Raw genomic sequence first — 18030 nt, forward strand, 5'->3', positions numbered from 1 at the left:
AACCCCATGGCCGGCATACCGACCATAGAGCCCTATCCCCTCCCCACCGCGGGAGATCTCCCCACCTCCGTACCGCAGTGGTCGTTCGACGCGGACCGGGCGGTGCTGCTCGTCCACGACATGCAGCGCTACTTCCTGGCGCCGTTCCCCGACGGGCTGCGCGAGGAGCTCACCGGCAACGCCGTCCTGCTGCGCGAGCACTTCAAGGCGGCCGGAGCCCCCGTCGCCTACACCGCCCAGCCCGGCGGCATGACCCCCGAGCAGCGCGGCCTGCTGGCCGACATCTGGGGTCCCGGAATGCGTACGAGCCCCGAGGACCGGGAGGTCGTGCCCGCGCTCGCCCCCACCGAGGAGGACTGGGTCTGCACCAAGTGGCGCTACAGCGCCTTCTTCAACACCGACCTGCTGGAGCGGATGCGCGCCGCGGGCCGCGACCAGCTGGTCATCTGCGGCGTGTACGCGCACGTCGGCGTCCTGACCACGGCCATCGAATCGTTCAGCCACGACATCGAGACCTTCCTGGTCGCGGACGCCATCGGCGACTTCAGCGCGCAGGAACACCGGCTGGCCATCGACTACGCGGCCAAGCGCTGCGCCGTGGTCACCACCGCGAAGGAGATCGCCGGATGAGCTCACCGCTGCTGGCCCGCGTACTGGGCGCCGACCCACCCCCGTTCGCACTCCTCTACCGTCCCGAGGCCACCGGCCCCGGCATCCTCGACGTGGTCGTCGGCGAGACCGCGACGGCGGCGACCCTCGCCGAGCTGCGCGCTCCCGGCGCCGCGGCCGCCACGGCGCCGGCCACCGGCGCCGCCCGGCACGAGGTGCTCGCGCTGGTCCCGTACCGGCAGATCGCCGAGCGGGGCTTCGCCGCCCCCGAGGAGGACACCCCGCTGGTCGCGATGACCGTCACCGACCAGGAGAGCGTCTCGCTGGTCGAGGCGCTGTCGCTCATCCCCGACCTGCCGATCGAGCTCGACGGCGGAGCGTTCGACATCTCCGACGAGGAGTACGCGGACACCGTGCGCCGGGTGATCTCGGACGAGATCGGCGAGGGCAAGGGCGCCAACTTCGTCATCAAGCGCTCCTGGTCCACGCAGATCCGCGAGTACTCCACCGGCCACGCGCTGACCCTCTTCCGGCGGCTGCTGGAGCGGGAGTCCGGCGCGTACTGGACCTTCGTCGTGCACACCGGCGAGCGCACGCTGGTCGGCGCCAGCCCCGAGCGCCACGTCAGCCTGCGCGAGGGCACCGCCGTCATGAACCCGATCAGCGGCACCTACCGCTATCCGGCGTCCGGCCCCTCCCTGCCGGAGGTCATGGACTTCCTCGCCGACACCAAGGAGGTCGACGAGCTGTACATGGTGGTGGACGAGGAACTGAAGATGATGGCCCGGATCTGCGAGGGCGGCGCCCGCGTGGACGGCCCGTACCTCAAGGAGATGGCCCGCCTCGCCCACACGGAGTACTTCATCGAGGGCCGCAGCGGGCGCGCGCCGGAGGAGATCCTGCGCGAGACCCTCTTCGCGCCGACGGTCACCGGCAGCCCGCTGGAGAGCGCGGCCACGGTCATCGCCAAGTACGAGCCCCAGGGGCGCGGTTACTACAGCGGCGTGCTGGCCCTGATCGGGCGTGACGAACAGGGCGGTCACGCGCTGGACTCCTCCATCCTGATCCGCACGGCCGACATCGGCACCGCCGGCGAGGTCCGCATCGGCGTCGGCGCCACCCTCGTGCGTCACTCCGACCCGTGGTCGGAGGTGGCCGAGACCAAGGCGAAGGCGGCCGGACTGCTCGCGGCGCTCGAATCGCGCGGCAACCGGGCCAGATTCGCGTCCCACCCGGACGTGCGGGCGGCGCTGGAGGGGCGCAACCGCACGATCGCCGACTACTGGCTCAAGGAGGACCAGGACCGGCTCACGGTGGACCCGGCGCTGTCCGGACGGCGCGTGCTGGTGGTGGACGCCGAGGACACCTTCACCGCGATGATCGCCCGCCAGCTCGTCTCGCTGGGCCTGGACGTCACGGTCAGCCGGTTCGACGAGGCGTACTCCTTCGACGGCCACGACCTGGTCGTGATGGGCCCCGGCCCCGGCGACCCGCGCGACGGCGGCCACCCGAAGATCGACCACCTGCGCTCGGCCGTACGGACCCTGCTGGACGAGCGCCGGCCCTTCCTGGCGGTCTGCCTGAGCCACCAGGTGCTCTCCACCACCCTCGGTTTCGAACTGGTGCGCCGCGAAGAGCCGAACCAGGGCGTGCAGCGGGAGATCGACCTCTTCGGCCGGACGGAACGGGTGGGCTTCTACAACACCTTCGCCGCCAGATCCTCGGTGGACTCCGCCATCGTCCCCGGAATCGGGCTCGTGGACATCAGCCGCGATCCGCAGACGGGTGAGGTGCACGCGCTGCGCGGTCCGCACTTCGCCTCGATGCAATTCCACGCGGAATCGGTGCTGACGCTGAACGGCCCGAGCATCACCGGGAACCTGCTCGCCGCGCTGACGGCGCGCATGCTCGCCGCCTGATCGCGGACCGCGAGCAGCTCTACCTGACAAGGTCCCGCGGACGCCGTTGTCGGCTTTTCTCCGGGACGGAACCATAAGTTTCAAGCTGTTGAGGAGCCGACAAAATGATCACGACGGGAATGCACGGTGCTCAGAATTCTGTTCCGGTGGGCGTGCTGGGTACGGGCTCTTACGTACCGTCTCACATCGTCTCCAACGACGAAGTCGGGGCACCTGCCGGAGTCGATCACGATTGGATCCACGGCAAAACCGGTATACGCAATCGCCGTTGGGCCAAGTCCGATGAGGCCACATCCGATCTCGCGGTGATCGCGGGGCGCGAGGCGCTGGAAAGCGCCGGCATTCGCGCCACGCAGTTGTCGCTGATCGTGGTGGCGACCTCCACCCCCGACCAGCCGCAGCCGCCGACCGCGGCCGTGGTCGCCGCCGAACTCGGCGCCGACCAGGGCACGGCCGCGTTCGACGTCAACGGTGTCTGCACGGGGTTCCTGTTCGCCCTGACCACGGCCCAGAGCATGCTGGCGGCCGCCGGGGGCGGGGGGTACGCGCTGGTCATCGGCGCGGACGTCTACTCCCGCATCCTCAATCCCACGGACCGGCGCACCACGATCCTGTTCGGCGACGGCGCGGGCGCGGCCGTACTCGGCACGCCGGCCGAGTACGAGCCCGGGTCCCAGCCCGGGCCCGAGCGCGGCGTGCTCGCCAACCGGCTCGCCAGCTATGCCGCCGACCGGCACCTCATCGAGGTGCCGGGCGGCGGCAGCCGGATCCCGACCACCGCCGAGACCCTCGCCGAGGGCCTCCAGTACTTCACCATGAACGGCCGCGGAGTCCGCGACTTCGTGGCCGACAACGTCCCGCCCGCCATCCGCGGGTTCCTCGCGGAGCACGGCCTGACCCCCGCCGACCTCGACCACTTCGTCCCGCACCAGGCCAACGGGCGGATGCTGGACAACCTCTCCGTCGACCTGGGCGTGGGCGAGGGGCGTACGTGGACCACGTACGAGGAGTACGGCAACACCGGCTCGGCCTCCGTACCGATCACCCTCGACCGCGCGGCGCGCTCCGGCCGGCTGAACGCCGGCGACCTGGTCCTGCTCGCCGGCTTCGGCGGCGGCATGGCCCTCGGCCTGTCGCTCATCCGCTGGTAGGCCGCTCTCCCCTCTCCCCCCTGCACCCAGGGGACGACACCCCTCAAGGAGATTCCATGCTGGACGCAACCGTGATCGACGACGCCGCCGTCGACGCCTACCTGACCCGGATCGGCGCGAGCCGGCCCGCACGCCCGGACGCCGCCGGGCTCAAGCACCTGGCCGAACGCGCCGTGCTGTCGGTGCCGTTCGAGAACCTCGACTACCACCTCGAAGGCCGCGAGATCCACATGGACAAGCGGTCCGTCGACAAGGTCGCCCGGGAGAACCGCGGCGGCGGCTGCTACGAGGTCAACCCCGCGCTGGGCTTCGTACTGGAGGCCCTCGGCTACGAGGTGGACATCCTCCCGGGCCGCGTGCACCGGCCGGACGGCCTCGGCCCGCTGCTCGGCCACCTCGCGCTGAGGGTGACCATCGGCGAGGAGGTCTACCTCGTCGACACCGGCTTCGGCCGCAACAGCCGCTTCCCGCTCGACTGGACCAGCCGCGAGGTCCAGAGCGACCCGCACGGCGAGTACCAGCTCAAGGACGTCGAGGGGCAGCCCGGCACCGTCGACCTGTGGCTCGGCGGCCGCCCGCTCTACCAGGTGGTCGAGACCCCGGTCCGGATCGAGGACTACGGGCCTTCGCTGTGGTGGTACCGCACGGCCCCCGACTCCTCGTTCCTGCAGGCGCTGTTCTGCTCGATCCGCACGGAGAACGGCCTGGTCACCCTGAAGGGCCGGCACCTGAACATCGTGGACGGCGACCAGCGCACCAAGACCGTCCTCGGCGACGACGCCGCCGTCATCGCCGCCTACAAGACCCACTTCGGCATCAGCCTCGACCGGCTGCCCACCGAGCCGGAGAACTCCACCACCACCGGCGTCCGTACCGACTGAGAGAGTCCCAGAGGCCATGGCTGACCTGATCACCGGCGAGATCCGGACCACGAGAGAGAGCGAAGCGGCGCCCGCCGCCCGGCCGTCCGACCTGGACGTGCTGGTCGTCGGGGCGGGCCCCACCGGCCTGCTGACCGCCGTAGAGCTGCTGCGGCGCGGCATCCGGGTCCGGGTGATCGACCGTTCCGCAGAACCCATGCTGACGCCCAAGGCGCTGTCCGTCTGGCCCCGTGCCCTCGACATCCTCGAGGACACCGGGCTGGGCGTGGCGGTCGGCGCGGAGTCCGTACGGGTCAACACGCTGAGCTATTTCTCCGAGCGGCGGCCGCTGGCCTCGTTCGGGTTCTCCGACGACCTGGCGTGCCGCACCCTTCCGCAGCACGTCACCGAGCGGCTGCTCACGGAGAAGCTGTACGAGCTCGGCGGCAAGATCGAGCGCGGGGTGCGGCTGCTGGCCCTGGACGGGGTGGACTACTCCGGCCGGATCGAGGCCACCGACGGCGTGACGGCCGTCCTGGAGACCTCCCAGGGCCTGGAGCGGGTACGCGTGCCGTTCGTCGTCGGCGCCGACGGCGCGGGCAGCGCGGTGCGCGGCCAACTGGGCGTGGGCTTCGAGGGGTCCACGTACGAGATGGCCTTCGCCCTGGTGGACGCCCACATCGAGGGGTATCTGCCGCCGGACGAGTGCCACTTCTACCAGTCGGCGAACGGCGCGCTGGTGATCGTGCCCATCCCGGGCGGGATCTTCCGGTTCCTGTCCGTCATGCCGCAGGGCGACGGCGAGGTCGACGCCACGATGATGCAGGGAATCATCGATGAGCGCGGGCCGCGGGGCGTACGGATCAAGGAGGCGGTCTGGAAGGCCGTCTTCCGGGTCCACGCCCGGCGGGCGACCGAGTTCCAGCGCGGCCGGGTCTTCCTGGCCGGCGACGCCGCCCACGTGCACAGCCCTGCCGGCGGGCAGGGCATGAACAACGGCCTCCAGGACGCGCACAACCTCGCCTGGAAGCTGGCCGCGGTGATCCGCGGCGAATCCCCCTCCTCGCTGCTCGCCTCCTACGGGGACGAGCGCTCGGAGGTCACCCGGCAGATCGTGCGCGACACCGACCTGCAGACCAAGGCGTGGGTGGCCAAGGCCAAGGCGACCGTGGCGGCGCGCGACGCGGCGTTCCGGCTGCTGGACCGCACCGGGATCGTCTCGGAGTTCTACGCCCCGGTGATGGCCGGCCGCCGGCTGTCCTACCAAGTCACCCGCGACAGCCAGCAGCCCTCGGGCTGGACGGCCTGCCGCGTGCGCAGGGCCCTGCCCGGCGCGTTGGAGGTCGGCGCGGTCTTCCCGCGGCGCCTTGCCCTCGCGTACGGCATCTCGGGTCCCTCGGCGGACCCGCACTCCTGGCACTTGGCGGTCGTCTCCGACGGCAGCCGGGAATGGGAGCGGGAGCTGGGGCACGTGGTGGCGAAGTGGCCGCAGCTGCGACAGGTGCTTTTGCGGCGCCAGGACGCGGCCTCGCAGGCGGGTTGCCGTGCCGCCGGTTACTACCTGATCCGACCGGACGGCCATATCGTCGCCCATGGCCACACGCGTGACCTGGCAAGTCTCGAAACGGAACTGCGTATTTCGCTTTTCTGACAGGAAGTTCACAAGAAATTTATCTGCCCGATTCCAGCCAATGTCCAATTCTTGAAACCCGCGCATTCTCCCTTCCTTCCCGCCCGTTCCCTCCGTTACCTTCACCCCGGTAACCGAGTAGGAACGGCATGGGAACGCCCCTTGCGAATCTCTGTTTGTCGAAAGCGGCACGGGACTCAAACGACAACTAGGGGAACGAAATGCGCGGTAAGCTTGCTGGTCTGGTCGGTATCTTCGCGGTTGCTCTCACCTTCGGTCTGGGTGTGGCGTCCGAGCTTGACGGCCAGTCCAACGGCACCAGCACAGGGCACACCGTCCTGGCCGACGAGCGCGGCCCCAACGCTCCGTCGCCGGCACCGTCCCCCCAGCGGTAGATCCCCGCCGCGCACACCAGTGGTGCCCCGTCCGGATCCGGACGGGGCACCACTGTTTTGTCCGCGCTCCCGCGCTCCCGCGCTCCCGCGCGCGGAGCACGGGAGCCCGATCAGACGACCCGACGGCCGCGCGAAGGCACTCCCATCGTCTCGAAGAGCGCGTCGGCCCGCTCCTGGTACTCGGCCGCGACCGGCCGGCCCAGCTTCTGGCAGGCCTCCGCCATCCCGTTCAGCGCGTGGGCCACCTCTATCTGGTACCCGGCGGCCTCCGCGTAGTGGAGAGCCCGCTCGTGCAGTTCGAGGGCCTCCTCGTACCGGCCGTGCCGGCTGTGCTTGAGCGCCAGGAAGTTCGCCGCCCTGGACCGGCGCTGCGGCGGGGTCGCCGGGCTGATCAGCGACAACGCCTTGTCCTCGCACTCCTGCGAGCGCTCCGCGTCACCGAGCCGGTCGTAGACGTCCGCCGAAACCGCGTGGGCCAGCGCGCGGTTCTCCGGCATGCACGCCGCGCTCTCCAGGGACATCGCCTTCGTCAGGCTGGCCGCCGCCTCGTCGAACTCGCCCATTCCGCACTGGGCCATGGCCAGGCCCGTCCACGCGACGAGCTCCTCGCCCGGCACGTGCAGCTGTCTGCATCTCTCGATCGACTGCCGCGCGGCATCGGCCGCCTCTTCGTAGCGGCCGAGCGAGGTACACACCGAGACGACCGTGTTCAGGTCCTCCATCCGCGAGTGCGGCATGCGGACGTCGTCCCGTCCCTCGACGAGCTTCAGCGCCTGCATCGTGTAGTCGTACGCGCGCTCCAGGTTGCCCAGCGCGTAGTGGACGAGCCCGAGCAGGCCCAGCGTCGCCTCCTGGTCCTCCAGGTCTCCCGACTTCCTGGTCCAGTCGAGCGACTCCTCCCCCGCCTCCACGGCCTCGGTGAACCGGCCGAGCTTCCACCGCGCCACACCGAGGTTGTTGAGGGCCCGGGAAATGAGCTGGGAATCGCCCATGTTCCGCGTCGCCACCAGACCCGCCCGGCACACCGCCTCGAACTCGGTGTGCCTGCTGCGGATGTTCAGGTGGAAGGAGGCGTTGCGGGCCAGGACGAACACCTGCTGGGGGGACCCCTCTTGGGCGACCTGCGCCAACAGGGCCTGGATGCCCGTGGCCTCCCTGTCGAACCACTCCAGGATCCGGTCCTCGTGCCGCATCGACGGCAGCGCGAACCCGGAGTCCGGAGGGGTGAGGTCCATCTTGCGGCGGGTGGGGAACAGCAGCGCGCACGCCGCCTCCGTCGCCCCCGTGTAGTACCCGAGCAGCCGCTCGGCCGCCTCCCGGCCCGCCCCGCCCTGCCGCCCGTCGCCCAGCGAGAGCGCGTACGTGCGCACCAGGTCGTGGAACGCGTACAGACCCGGCTCGTTCTGCACCATCAGGTGCATGTCGAGGAGGTCCTCCAGCATGTCCTCCGCGTCGCGGACCTCCGCCTCCAGCAGCGCCGCGGCCGAGTAGACGTCCACCTCCGCGCCCGGATGCAGCCCTAACAGGCGGAAAGCGCCCTGGAGTTCGACCTCCATCGCCCGGTAGGACAGGTTCAGCGTCGCCGCCACGCTGCGCTCGCCCGCGCTGAGCTCGTCCAGCCGGCGCGTCTCGTCGTCCAGGCGCTCGACCAGGTACCGGACGGTCCACCGGGGGCGGTTGCGCAGCCGGGCCACCGCCAGCCGCAGCGCCAGCGGCAAGTGGCCGCACAGCTCGGCGAGTTCACCGGCGGCCTCGGGCTCGCGGGAGGCACGGTCGTCGCCGAGGATCTCGGTGAGCATCGCGCGGCTCTCCTCCGGCGGCATCACGCCGAGCGAGATCCACCGGGCGCCGTCGAGGTCGAGCAGCCGGGCCCGGCTGGTGACCAGGACCAGGGACTCAGAGGAGGACGGCAGCAGGGGCAGCACCTGGCCGGCTTCGAAGGCGTTGTCGAGCAGGAGCAGCAGGCGCCGGCCGGTGAGCGTGGACCGCCACAGCCCGATCCGGCCCGCCTCGTCGTCCGGGATGCTGTCCGCGGGAACGCCCAGGACGCGCAGCAGGCCGCTGATGGTGACGCCCGGGCAGATCGGCTCCTCGCCGGGGGTGAATCCGCGCAGGTCGATGTAGAGCTGGCCGTCCGGGTACTGCTCGGCCAGCTGGTGCGAGGCGCGCACCACCAGCGAGGTCTTGCCGGCGCCGCCCATGCCGTCGACCGCGACGACCCGGGGGCCGTCCCCCTCCACGGGGCGGCACGCCTCCAGCACTTCGGCCAGTTCGCGCTCGCGGCCCGTGAAGTCGGGGAGGCTGGGCGGAAGGGTGCACGGCGCGCCGCGCACTCGGGCGGCCCAGGGCGGCGGTCCGCTCGCGTCCACCTCCCCGTCCGCTTCCTCTGTTCCCGCTCCGTCCACGGGACCGACCGCGGTCCCCGGCGGCGCGGCGTCCGGTCCGGTCAGTTCCGGGGAGGCGCGCAGGATGTTCTCGTACATCTTGGTCAGCCGCGCGCTCGGGTCGATGCCGAGTTCTTCCACGAGCAGCTCGCGCACCTGCGCGTACTCCGCCAGGGCGTCCGCCTGTCTGCCGGAGCGGTAGAGGGCCAGCATGAGCTGGCCGCGCAGGGTCTCGCGCAACGGGTGCTGTGCGATGAGCGTGCGCAGGTCGCCGACGACCTCCCCGGACTCCCCCTGGGCCATGCGCATCTCGCAGAGCTGTTCGGCGGCGGCCAGCCGGCGCTCCTCCAGCACCGCGGCGGCCGACTGCACCACCGATCCACCTGCCCCCGACAGCACCGGACCGCGCCACACGGCCAGGGCGGACCGTAGGCTTTCGGCCGCTTCCTTGGTACGTCCCTCGCCGGCGGCCGTCCGGGCCTCCCGCACGTGGCTCAGGAATTCGTGCAGGTCGAGCTGCCCCTCGGCCACCTCGACGCGATACCCCGGGCCGTCCGTAATGATCAACTTCCCGCCATCCGGTATCCGGCGACGGAGGTCCGCTACGGCCTTGCGTACCTGGTGGGAAGCGGTGACCGGCGGTTCCTCATCCCAAACGGCCTCGACAAGGCGGGCGACAGGGACAACATTTCCCGGTTCGAGCAGAAGTGTGGCCAGAACTCGCTCATGGATCTGGCCACTGAGTCTGATTCTCTCCCCTCCGACCCAGCCCTCCAATGGCCCGAGGATGTTGAACCGAACGTGCGTCCCCACCGAATTCGACATGCCGCCCCTGCCCGGTCATCAAATAATTCCTGGTCGAGACCATTATTCCGGATCCCTCGCGTTACGGGGCAGCGGTAGCAGAACGGGAACGAGGCGGGAACGCCCGGTCCGAGAGTGGCTTCCTGACTCGGACTCGGGAGCAGAGATGAAGACATTTGGCCCCGGTGGCGGACACCGGACCGTACGTCGCACGGCGCACCATTCCGGCACTCGGCCGGCCGCCGCGCACAGCGCCTATCAGGCACCTGTCACCACGACCACCGCGCCTCCGGCGCACCCGGCCCACGCGCAACCCGAACAGCCCGGCATGAGCCCCGCCGCCCTGGCGGAGCAGCACACGCGGATGACGGAGGCCCTGATCGCGGAGTTGAGCCCGCAGCTGTTCTCCTTGCTGCGCCGCAGCGACCAGCGGGCCCGCGGCGAGCAGTACCTGCGCGGCCTGCTCTACGCGGAGGGGCGCAAGTCCATCCGGAACCTGGCCGGAGTGGTCGGCGGGGCGGGCACCGAGCAGTCGCTGCACCACTTCATCACCGAATCCACCTGGGACTGGGCCCCGATGCGCGCGGCCCTGGCCCGCCACGTGGACCGCATGATCCGCCCCAAGGCCTGGGTCATCCAGTCCATGCCCATCCAGAAGGCCGGCGAGCGCTCGGTGGGCATAGACCGCCGCTTCGTCCCCGAACTGGGGCACTCCGTGCACGGCCAGCACTCCTTCGGGCTGTGGATGGCCTCGGAGGCCATGAGCGCCCCGGTGAACTGGAGCCTGTCGCTCTCCGCCCCTTGGCTCCAGGACGAGGAGAAGCGCCGGCAGGCCAACATCCCGGACTGGGTGGAGGAGAAGTCGCCCGGCGAGTCCGCCGCTCAGGTGGGCCTGGAGGTCCTCGGCTGGAACGTCGAGCGCCGCCCGGTGGTCATCCCCTCCCGCGACTACGTCAGCAGCACCGTACTGGGCCGCTTCCACGCGGCGGGCGTTCCCGTCATAGCCCGGCTGCGGGCCATGGACCAGCTGCGGGTCGCCGACACGGCGATGCCCGGGTACGGGGCGGGCCCCATCCCGGTCAGCGACATGCTCCAGCACATCCGGGGACTGCGCCGGCCCGTCGAGTGGCTCGACGCGGCCACCGGCACCCCGACCGTGCGCACCGGCCTGGTCGCGGGCATCCGCGTCGAGCTGCCGCAGGCCCGCCGGGCGGCCCCGAGCCCCCAGCAGTGGCTGCTGATGGGCCACTGGACCAACCCGAACAACCCGCCGACCGAGTTCTGGCTCACGGACCTCACCACCACCTCGCTCGACGCGCTGACCCGGATGGCCAAGCTCACCCACCGCACGGCCCTCGACAGCGCCGCCACCGGAGAGGAGGCCGGCCTGCGCGACTTCGCCGGCCGCTCCTTCCAGGGCTGGCACCGTCACCTCACTCTCGCTTCGGCCGCCCACACCGTCGCGATCGGCGCCTCCCACGCCGCATACCGCACTCGGGCGGCGGCTTCGTCCGGCAGTCCGACCGGGGTCCGGCAGCGGCCGCAGGCGGGCTGAGCCATGTCGTACGAGGGTGCCGGTAGCCCGCGCAGAGGGGATTGTGCGGGGCCCGCTCCAGCGCTGCCTCGACCCGCCTCACGCGTCGGCTCCGACGGTGTGCGCCACCTTGGCGCCGGTCGCCGGGGGAGCCGGGACCCGCATCGCGACCAGTCCGACCGCGGCGAAGTAGACCGCCCAGCCCAGCCAGCTCCAGACGGCCCAGCCGACGGAGGCGGTGATGAGCGGGGGCCCGACCACGGTCGTGACGGCGAAGCCGAGGTTGAAGGCGGCGAGATAGGCGGGCTTGCGGCCCTCGGGGATGTGCAGCAGGGCGGCGCCGGTGGTGCCGGCGATGACGTACAGCTCCCCAAGGGAGAACAGCAGCGCCGCTGCGACCACCAGGGCCAGGTCCGCGGTCGGGCCTCCGAACGCCGTCAGCGGTACGACCACTGCACCCAGCGCCGAGACGAGTCCGCCGCGCCGCATCATCCTGCGGGCGGTGGAGAAGTCGTCGGAGCCCTTGCTGACACGGACCTGCAGGGCGATGACGAGAGCGGTGTTGAGGAGCTGGACCAAGGTGACCGTCCAGGCCGGGGCCTGGGTCTCCTGGACCACCCACAGCGGGATGCCGAGGCCGAGGACCAGCGCCGACATGGTCAGGGCCCCGTAGAGGGCGGTGATCCGCAGGAAGGCACGGTCGCGTAGGACGCTGGTGCGCGAGACACCGGCCTGCGCGGTGTGCCGGCTGTCGGCGAACGTACGGCAGAGGGCGGCGCACCCGACGAACAGGACGGCGGACAGCACCATCACCGCCTGGTACGCCCAGGCCTCGCCGATCGCGATGGCCGCCCCGGAGGGCAGCGCGCCCGCGGCCATGCCGGCGTTGCGCAGCGACCGGAGCCGGGCGAGCGAACCGACCGCCTCCTCGGTGCCGGCCCGGGCGATCAGTCCCGACTCGATGAGCGGACTGATGCCCCGGCTCAGCAGCCCGGCCACGGCCGAGGCGAGCAGAGCGGCGACCAAGGTGGTGGAAGCGGCCAGCCCCAGGAAGGCCGCGGCCCGCACCAGGTACAGGATCGTCAGCATCCTTCGGGTGCCGAAGCGTTCGGCGGCCCGCGCGATGGGCATGGCGCCCAGCAGCGAGGCGACACCGGCGACGCCGAGGACCAGCCCGATCTGGGCATTGGGCAGGTGGACGGCTTTGTCGAAGAAGAGGACGGACAGGGAGAGGTGCATGCCGAGCCCGACGGCGTCGGCGAGGCCGGTTGCGTAGAAGCGCTTCTTCATGAGTGCGGTCCCAACGTCGTGAGGGAGGGGAACGGACCGGCCCGGCTCACGCGGCCGGCTCCAGTTCGATGCCCAGCGCCCGCTCGATCAGGTGGGACCGCTCGCGCGCCGCGTCGGGCGTCGGCGCGCTGAGCATGAACGTGGCCAGGTGCAGCGTCCGCTCGCGGACCGCCGGCTGTCCGGGTCCGAACCGCGGGGCCACGTAGACCAGCTCGGGGAAGGACGCCAGCAGCTCCGGCGTCGGGGTCTGCGCGGCCACCCGCCAGTCCCCCTCCGGGATCGGCACCATCCGCAGCAGCGCGGCCCGCCCGAACTCCGGCCGCGCGTCCGGCGCCAGCCCCAGCGCGCTGCGCCCGATCTGCGCGGCGTAGTCGTAGCCGGCCGATACCTCGAACAGGACCGGCATCGGCCCGCCCGCCCGGGCGTTGACCTCGATCACGCGCGCCCCCGCCGGGGTCAGCGCGATCTCCGTGTGCACGGCCCCGGTCGTCAGCCCGATCGCGGCGATCGCCCGGTCCGCGCAGTCGACGGCCGCCGCCTGCGCGGCGGGGTCGAGCCTGGACGGCATCGACGCGCCCTCCTCGGCGTAGCCGTGGTGCAGCGCCAACCGGTCGGACACCACCAGGTGGTGGCGCTCCCCGGCGGCCAGCAGCGATTCCACGCTGCAGTACGAGGCCCAGCCGGTCTCCCCGTCGGCCTCCAGCTCCAGCCGCTCCTCCAGCAGGAAGACGTCCTCGCTCTGCAGGAACGCCGACACCGTGGCCCGGCCGGCCCGGTAGGCCTCCAGCAGCTCCTCGTACGTGCGCACCAGGCGCACGCTCTGGCTGCCCGCGCCCAGCGAGGGCTTGAAGACGGCCGGGAACCCGATCCGCCGGGCCGCCGCCGCCAGGTCCTCCTCCCCGTGCAGCTCCGCGAACCCCGGCGAGGGCACCCCCTTCTCGGCGAAGACCCGCCGCTGCCGGGACTTGGACTGGGCGACGGCCACCGCCTGCGGGGTGTTCCCCGGCAGCCCCAGCCGCTCGGCGAGTTCGGCCTGCGGGCGCAGCAGCAGCTCCGAGTAGGTGACGATCCCCGACAGCGGGAGCCGCTCGTTCAGGTCGAGGCCCACGGCGACGGCGTCGTCGAGGTCGGCCGCGGTGCGGAACTCGCCGCTCAGCCCGCGCGCGGCCCAGTCCGCCCGCACCGGTTCCGGGTCGCCCCAGGCCGAGATGTGGACGACGGAGACCGTCGTGCTGATACGGGACAGCGAATCGAGCGCCTTGGCCGGCGCGTGGCCGCCGACGCCGGAGATCAGCAGCAGGTGCGGCTGTTCGGCGGCCTCGGCGGACGGGCGGGCGGTGTGGGAGGTCATGGCGCGTCCTTTCTGCGACGTGCGTCGGTGGGGTTGGGCGGGTGCGTCGGTGGGGTCGGTCGGGTCGGTCGGGTCAGTGGTTGACGAGGGGCGCGGAACAGCAGGCGGGCGGCCGCGGACCCGGTACGCGTACGGATTCACCTGCCGGGGCCGGCGCGAGGGCGCGGGCCGAGCGGAAGGACAGCAGCTGGGCGACCAGGTCGTCCATCCGCTCGTGCAGCCCCTCCAGCGCGGGCCCCGGCACGAAGTCCGAGCCGGTGGAGGCCACGTGGGTGGGGACGGCCCAGCCGCTGAGCGCCCGCACCACCGACCGCATCTGGTCGCAGGCGGTGCCGGCCCCGCGGGGCCCGCCGCCCGCGGCGATCAGGCCCACGGCCCGGTCGGCCAGGGCGTCGTTCGTCAGGTGGTCCAGGGCGTTCTTGAGCAGCCCGCTGTACGAGCCGTGGTAGACCGGCGTGGCCAGGACCGCCCCGCTCACCCCGGCGATCCGGGCCCGCAGCCGGGCCGTCTGGCTGCCCGGCGGCGGGGTCTCGTAGTGCTCGATCCGGTGCCGTTCGGGGTACTCCACGCTCAGGTCGAGCAGCTCGTACTCCGCCCCGGCCGCCCGGATCCGGGCGGCGGCCAGCTCCAGGACCCGGCGCGAGACCGAGTTCCGGGACGGGCTGCCGAGGATGCCGAGGATCATCCGCCGGCCTCCTCGGACTCCGGCGACCCGACCACCAGCCACACCTCCTGCTCCGCGCGGGCGACCAGCCGCTTGACCTCGGCGTGCGAGTCGCCCGCGAAGACGTGCGTGCTGGCGCCGGTTCCCGAGAACTGCTGGACGGGGACCCGGTCCCCGATCCGGTAGGGGACGTGGCGGAAGTACGCGTCCCCGGCCACCGCCGAGTCGTCGAAGTCCAGCAGCACCCCGCCGGTCGTGAAGTGCACCGTCCAGCCCGCGTACGCGCCCACCGGCTCGACGCGCCCGGTCCTCGGGTCCAGGCCCACGTCGGTGAGGATCTTGGCGTGGACGAGGTCCACGCCGGTGGTGGCGCGGAACGCCTCGCCGATGCCCGCGCCGCCCGGCCGGCCGGCCACCTCGCAGAAGGTGAACGTCCCGGAGGCGTCCACGAACGCCTCCAGGTGCAGCACCCCGGACTCGACGTGCCAGGCGTCGACGACCTGTCCGAGCAGGTCGCGGGCGGCCGCGCGCACGGCGGGGTCGGCGACCGTGACCGAGGACAGCGGCTCCAGCCGGGAGACGCACAGGGTGTCGGTCTCGTAGCGCGACACGTCCCAGATCACCTCGCCGTCGTGGACGACGGCGTCGATGTGGCACATGTCGCCGTCCACGAACCCCTCGCACAGGTGGGTGCCGGGGCTGAACTCCTCGCGCACCCACCGCTCGACGTGCGCGGGCTCGGTGAGCACCGACACCCCGAACGACCCGGAGCCGTCACGCTGCTTGACCACGACCCGGCCGTGCCGGTCGAAGAGGTCGGTGACGTCCTCGGGCGTGTGCACGAGGTGCCCGTCGGCGGTACGGATCCCGGCCCGGCGGGCGATGCGCTTCATTACCGCCTTGTCGGTGAACTTGCGCGCCGTGGCCGGGTCGCCGCCGGCCGTCCCGAACAGCGTGCGCAGTTCGGCGGCCGGCGCCAGCAGCTTCTCGGAGACGGTCGCGACCCGGTCCACCGGGTGCAGCGCGTGCACCGCGCCGGCCAGCACCCGTACGGAACCGTGGTCGAAGACGTCGGTCCGCGCGGCGAAGTCGGCGGCGGCCCCCTCAGCGTCGGCGGCGGCCGAGCTCAGGATGCTGACCCGGAACCGCTCCGGGTCCAGCAGCGGTGTGCCGTCGCCCCTGGTCCACACCTTGGGGCCCTGCCGGTCCAGCACCAGGACGTGCGTCCGGTCGGCCGGTTCGGTCTTCCACACCAGCGCCCGTTCGACCCGGGCGGCCGCCTGTTCGGCGTGGGCGGCGCTCGGGCCCGCCACGGTGTACTCCAGGCGCGTCACCGGTCCGTCGTGGACGCCCTCGCGGGCGAGCGGGGTCCGCGCGCGCGCCAGTTCGGGAAAGTCGTGGAGCTGGGCGGCGTCGGTCGCGGCGACGATGCGGAAGCGGCCCTGCTCCGAGGGGACGTGGCGCTGGATGGCGACCCGCCCGGCGTCGGGCAGCGCCGCGCGCACGGGCCGGCCCAGCGCGCTCTCGGCGACCGCCGTGACCAGGCTCCGCCGGTGGGCGGCGTCGTAGAGGTCCAGGACCTGCCGGTCGAACCCGGCCAGCACCAGCGGCGGCTCCGCGTCCCGGCCGCCGAACACGACCCGGACGGGCCCCTCGATCCCGGCGGCCCGCACGGCCCCCTCGGTACGGCCCCGCAGCCGCGCGGGCACCGGCCCCGCGACCAGCCGCCGCTCGGATCCGGCGTCGTCGGCGGCCTGGTCGCCGCTCTCGTCGATGACGGCGAGCACGTCGACGCGCCCACCGCCGGCCACGGCCAGCACGGTGTGCACGGGGTCGGCAACGAAGACGGTCTCCTCCAACAGCCCGTCGCCGAACGGATCCTCGCCGAACGGATCGTCGCCGAACAGGTCGTCGCCGAAGTCTGCGCCGGACCCGCCCGCGGCCAGGGCCCGGAGTTGCCGCGCCTCCCGCTCGTACTCGCCCGACCAGGACAGCACCCCGGCCACGGGGTGGCGCTCGTGCGCCGCCAGGAACCGCGCGCGCACCGCGTCGAAGGTGAGCCGGTCGCGCCGCAGCACGGTCAGCCTCGCCGTCACCGCGGCCGCGGCCCGCGCGACCCGCTCGGCCTGCTCGTCCCCGTGCAGCAGCAGCACCAGGTGCTCACCGCCCGCGGGTTCGGGCCCCTCCCCGGCGCCGGAGGCGACCGGCGCGACGGCCAGCGACTCCCGCACCAGGTCGACCGCCTCCTCCGCGAGGCCGACGGCGCTCGCCACGTCGGCGCCGCGGACCATCACGTACCCGTACCGGTCGTGGTTGGTGGCCAGCGCCCGCACCCGGTCACCCGGGTGGACGGACACCTGGCAGTCGATGACCCCGGCGGGCAGCTCGGAGACGGCCGGGGCGGCACCGCGCACGATCCCGCCCTCCGGACTCCACAGCGTCCGCAGCGCCACCGTGGCCACCGGCGGCGCCGCGTCCTCGACCCGCGTGCCGGTGGCGACGGCCACCAGGTCCCGGGTGATGGAGCGGTCCAGCGCCAACGACATCTGCCGCGGTACGACGTAGCCGGCGATCCGGCCGTTCACCTCGATCAGCTCGGGGCCGGTCGCCGTGATCAGCAGCTCCACGTGGAGCGCGCTGGCGCGCACCCCCAGGGCCTCGACCGCGTCCAGTACGAACCGGCGCGCCGCGCCCATGCCCTCGAAGCGGGCCGGGAAGTGCCCGCCCAGCTCGGCGGTGATCCCGGGCGCCGCCGCCGACCGCTCGGAGAAGCCGAGCAGGACCGTACGGCCGTCCTGGACCAGCAGTTCGGCGCTGACGTGCCGCCCGGCGGCGTACTCCTCGACGAGCGCGACGGGCCCGTCACCGGAGCCGGACCCCGAGCCGGAGCCGGACCCTGAGCCGGACCCCGACCCCGAGCCCCCGGCGGGATCCGCGAGCAGCCCGGCCAGCGCGCCGGCCGCCTGTTCCCGGGTCCAGGCCACGGTGACCCCGACCGAGTGGCGCCCGACCGTCGGCTTGACCACGCACGGCAGCCCGATCTCGTCGACCGCCGCCAGCCCCTCCTCCTCGGTGACCACCCGGCGCCAGCGCAGGCTGCCGATGCCGGCCTTCCCGAGCCGTTCCCGTACGGCCGCCTTGTCGCCGATCAGCCGCGCCGTCTCCGGCAGTTCGTGCGGCACGCCCAGGTCGCGGGCGAACAGGGCGGCGCGGTAGTGGAAGTTGTCGTCGCGACAGATCACCCCGTCGACGGGGGTGGGGCCGAGCAGGCCGCGCAGCGTGGCGGTCAGGTCCTGGCTGTCGGCCAGGTCCGCCACCTCCACCACCCGTGCGGCCCGTGCGATGTGTTCGAAGCCGGGATCGGCGCGGTAGGCGTCCAGGCTCGCCGTGACAAAGCTGACCTCGATTCCGTCGTCGGCCATGTCGGCAACGACGTCAA

Annotated in this window: 11 protein-coding genes; 6 read left to right on the forward strand and 5 right to left on the reverse strand. The window is 72.5% G+C overall.

The genetic code is table 11. From position 1 onward, the window contains the following. The first annotated feature begins 6 nt into the window (after positions 1–6). The 5 genes from ACFYYB_RS18250 to ACFYYB_RS18270 all read left to right on the forward strand — a co-directional run bounded on the left by ACFYYB_RS18250 (position 7) and on the right by ACFYYB_RS18270 (position 6190). Positions 7–630: an isochorismatase family protein gene (locus ACFYYB_RS18250; protein ID WP_389436142.1), complete on the forward strand. Its 624-nt coding sequence runs from the start codon at positions 7–9 to the stop codon at positions 628–630. Next, complete coding sequence (locus ACFYYB_RS18255; RefSeq protein WP_389436143.1) at positions 627–2528, forward strand: anthranilate synthase family protein; 1902 nt, start codon at positions 627–629, stop codon at positions 2526–2528. The genes ACFYYB_RS18250 and ACFYYB_RS18255 overlap by 4 nt, the downstream gene beginning before the upstream one ends. Before the next feature lie 119 nt (positions 2529–2647). After that, positions 2648–3679, forward strand: a complete 1032-nt coding sequence (locus ACFYYB_RS18260) for a 3-oxoacyl-ACP synthase III family protein (protein WP_389436244.1) — start codon at positions 2648–2650, stop codon at positions 3677–3679. A 56-nt stretch (positions 3680–3735) separates the two neighbouring features. Further along, positions 3736–4560, forward strand: a complete 825-nt coding sequence (locus ACFYYB_RS18265; RefSeq protein WP_389436144.1) for an arylamine N-acetyltransferase — start codon at positions 3736–3738, stop codon at positions 4558–4560. Positions 4561–4576: 16 nt separating this feature from the next. Beyond that, positions 4577–6190 carry an FAD-dependent monooxygenase gene (locus ACFYYB_RS18270; RefSeq protein WP_389436145.1) on the forward strand — a complete coding sequence of 538 codons (1614 nt, stop codon included), beginning with the start codon at positions 4577–4579 and terminating at the stop codon, positions 6188–6190. A 484-nt stretch (positions 6191–6674) separates the two neighbouring features. Here the strand turns inward: ACFYYB_RS18270 and ACFYYB_RS18275 are convergent, their stop codons facing one another. Then, complete coding sequence (locus tag ACFYYB_RS18275; protein WP_389436146.1) at positions 6675–9773, reverse strand: BTAD domain-containing putative transcriptional regulator; 3099 nt, start codon at positions 9771–9773, stop codon at positions 6675–6677. A gap of 307 nt (positions 9774–10080) precedes the next feature. Between ACFYYB_RS18275 and ACFYYB_RS18280 the strand changes: the two genes are divergently transcribed. Further along, positions 10081–11307, forward strand: coding sequence for an IS701 family transposase (locus ACFYYB_RS18280; protein WP_389436147.1), 1227 nt, complete (start codon positions 10081–10083; stop codon positions 11305–11307). Between the two features lie 78 nt (positions 11308–11385). Here the strand turns inward: ACFYYB_RS18280 and ACFYYB_RS18285 are convergent, their stop codons facing one another. The 4 genes from ACFYYB_RS18285 to ACFYYB_RS18300 form a co-directional block, all read right to left on the reverse strand. Further along, on the reverse strand, positions 11386–12576 hold the full coding sequence (locus ACFYYB_RS18285; RefSeq protein WP_389436148.1) for an MFS transporter: 1191 nt from the start codon (positions 12574–12576) through the stop codon (positions 11386–11388). 46 nt (positions 12577–12622) lie between these two features. Further along, entirely contained in the window at positions 12623–13927 is a 1305-nt protein-coding gene (locus tag ACFYYB_RS18290; RefSeq protein WP_389436149.1) for an acetyl-CoA carboxylase biotin carboxylase subunit family protein, read from the reverse strand. A 73-nt stretch (positions 13928–14000) separates the two neighbouring features. Next, on the reverse strand, positions 14001–14612 hold the full coding sequence (locus tag ACFYYB_RS18295) for an NADPH-dependent FMN reductase (protein WP_389436150.1): 612 nt from the start codon (positions 14610–14612) through the stop codon (positions 14001–14003). Next, positions 14609–18013, reverse strand: coding sequence for an ATP-grasp domain-containing protein (locus ACFYYB_RS18300; protein WP_389436151.1), 3405 nt, complete (start codon positions 18011–18013; stop codon positions 14609–14611). The genes ACFYYB_RS18295 and ACFYYB_RS18300 overlap by 4 nt, the downstream gene beginning before the upstream one ends. Positions 18014–18030 lie beyond the last annotated feature (17 nt).

The sequence above is a fragment of the Streptomyces sp. NPDC002886 genome (assembly GCF_042888445.1).
Lineage (GTDB): Bacteria > Actinomycetota > Actinomycetes > Streptomycetales > Streptomycetaceae > Streptomyces.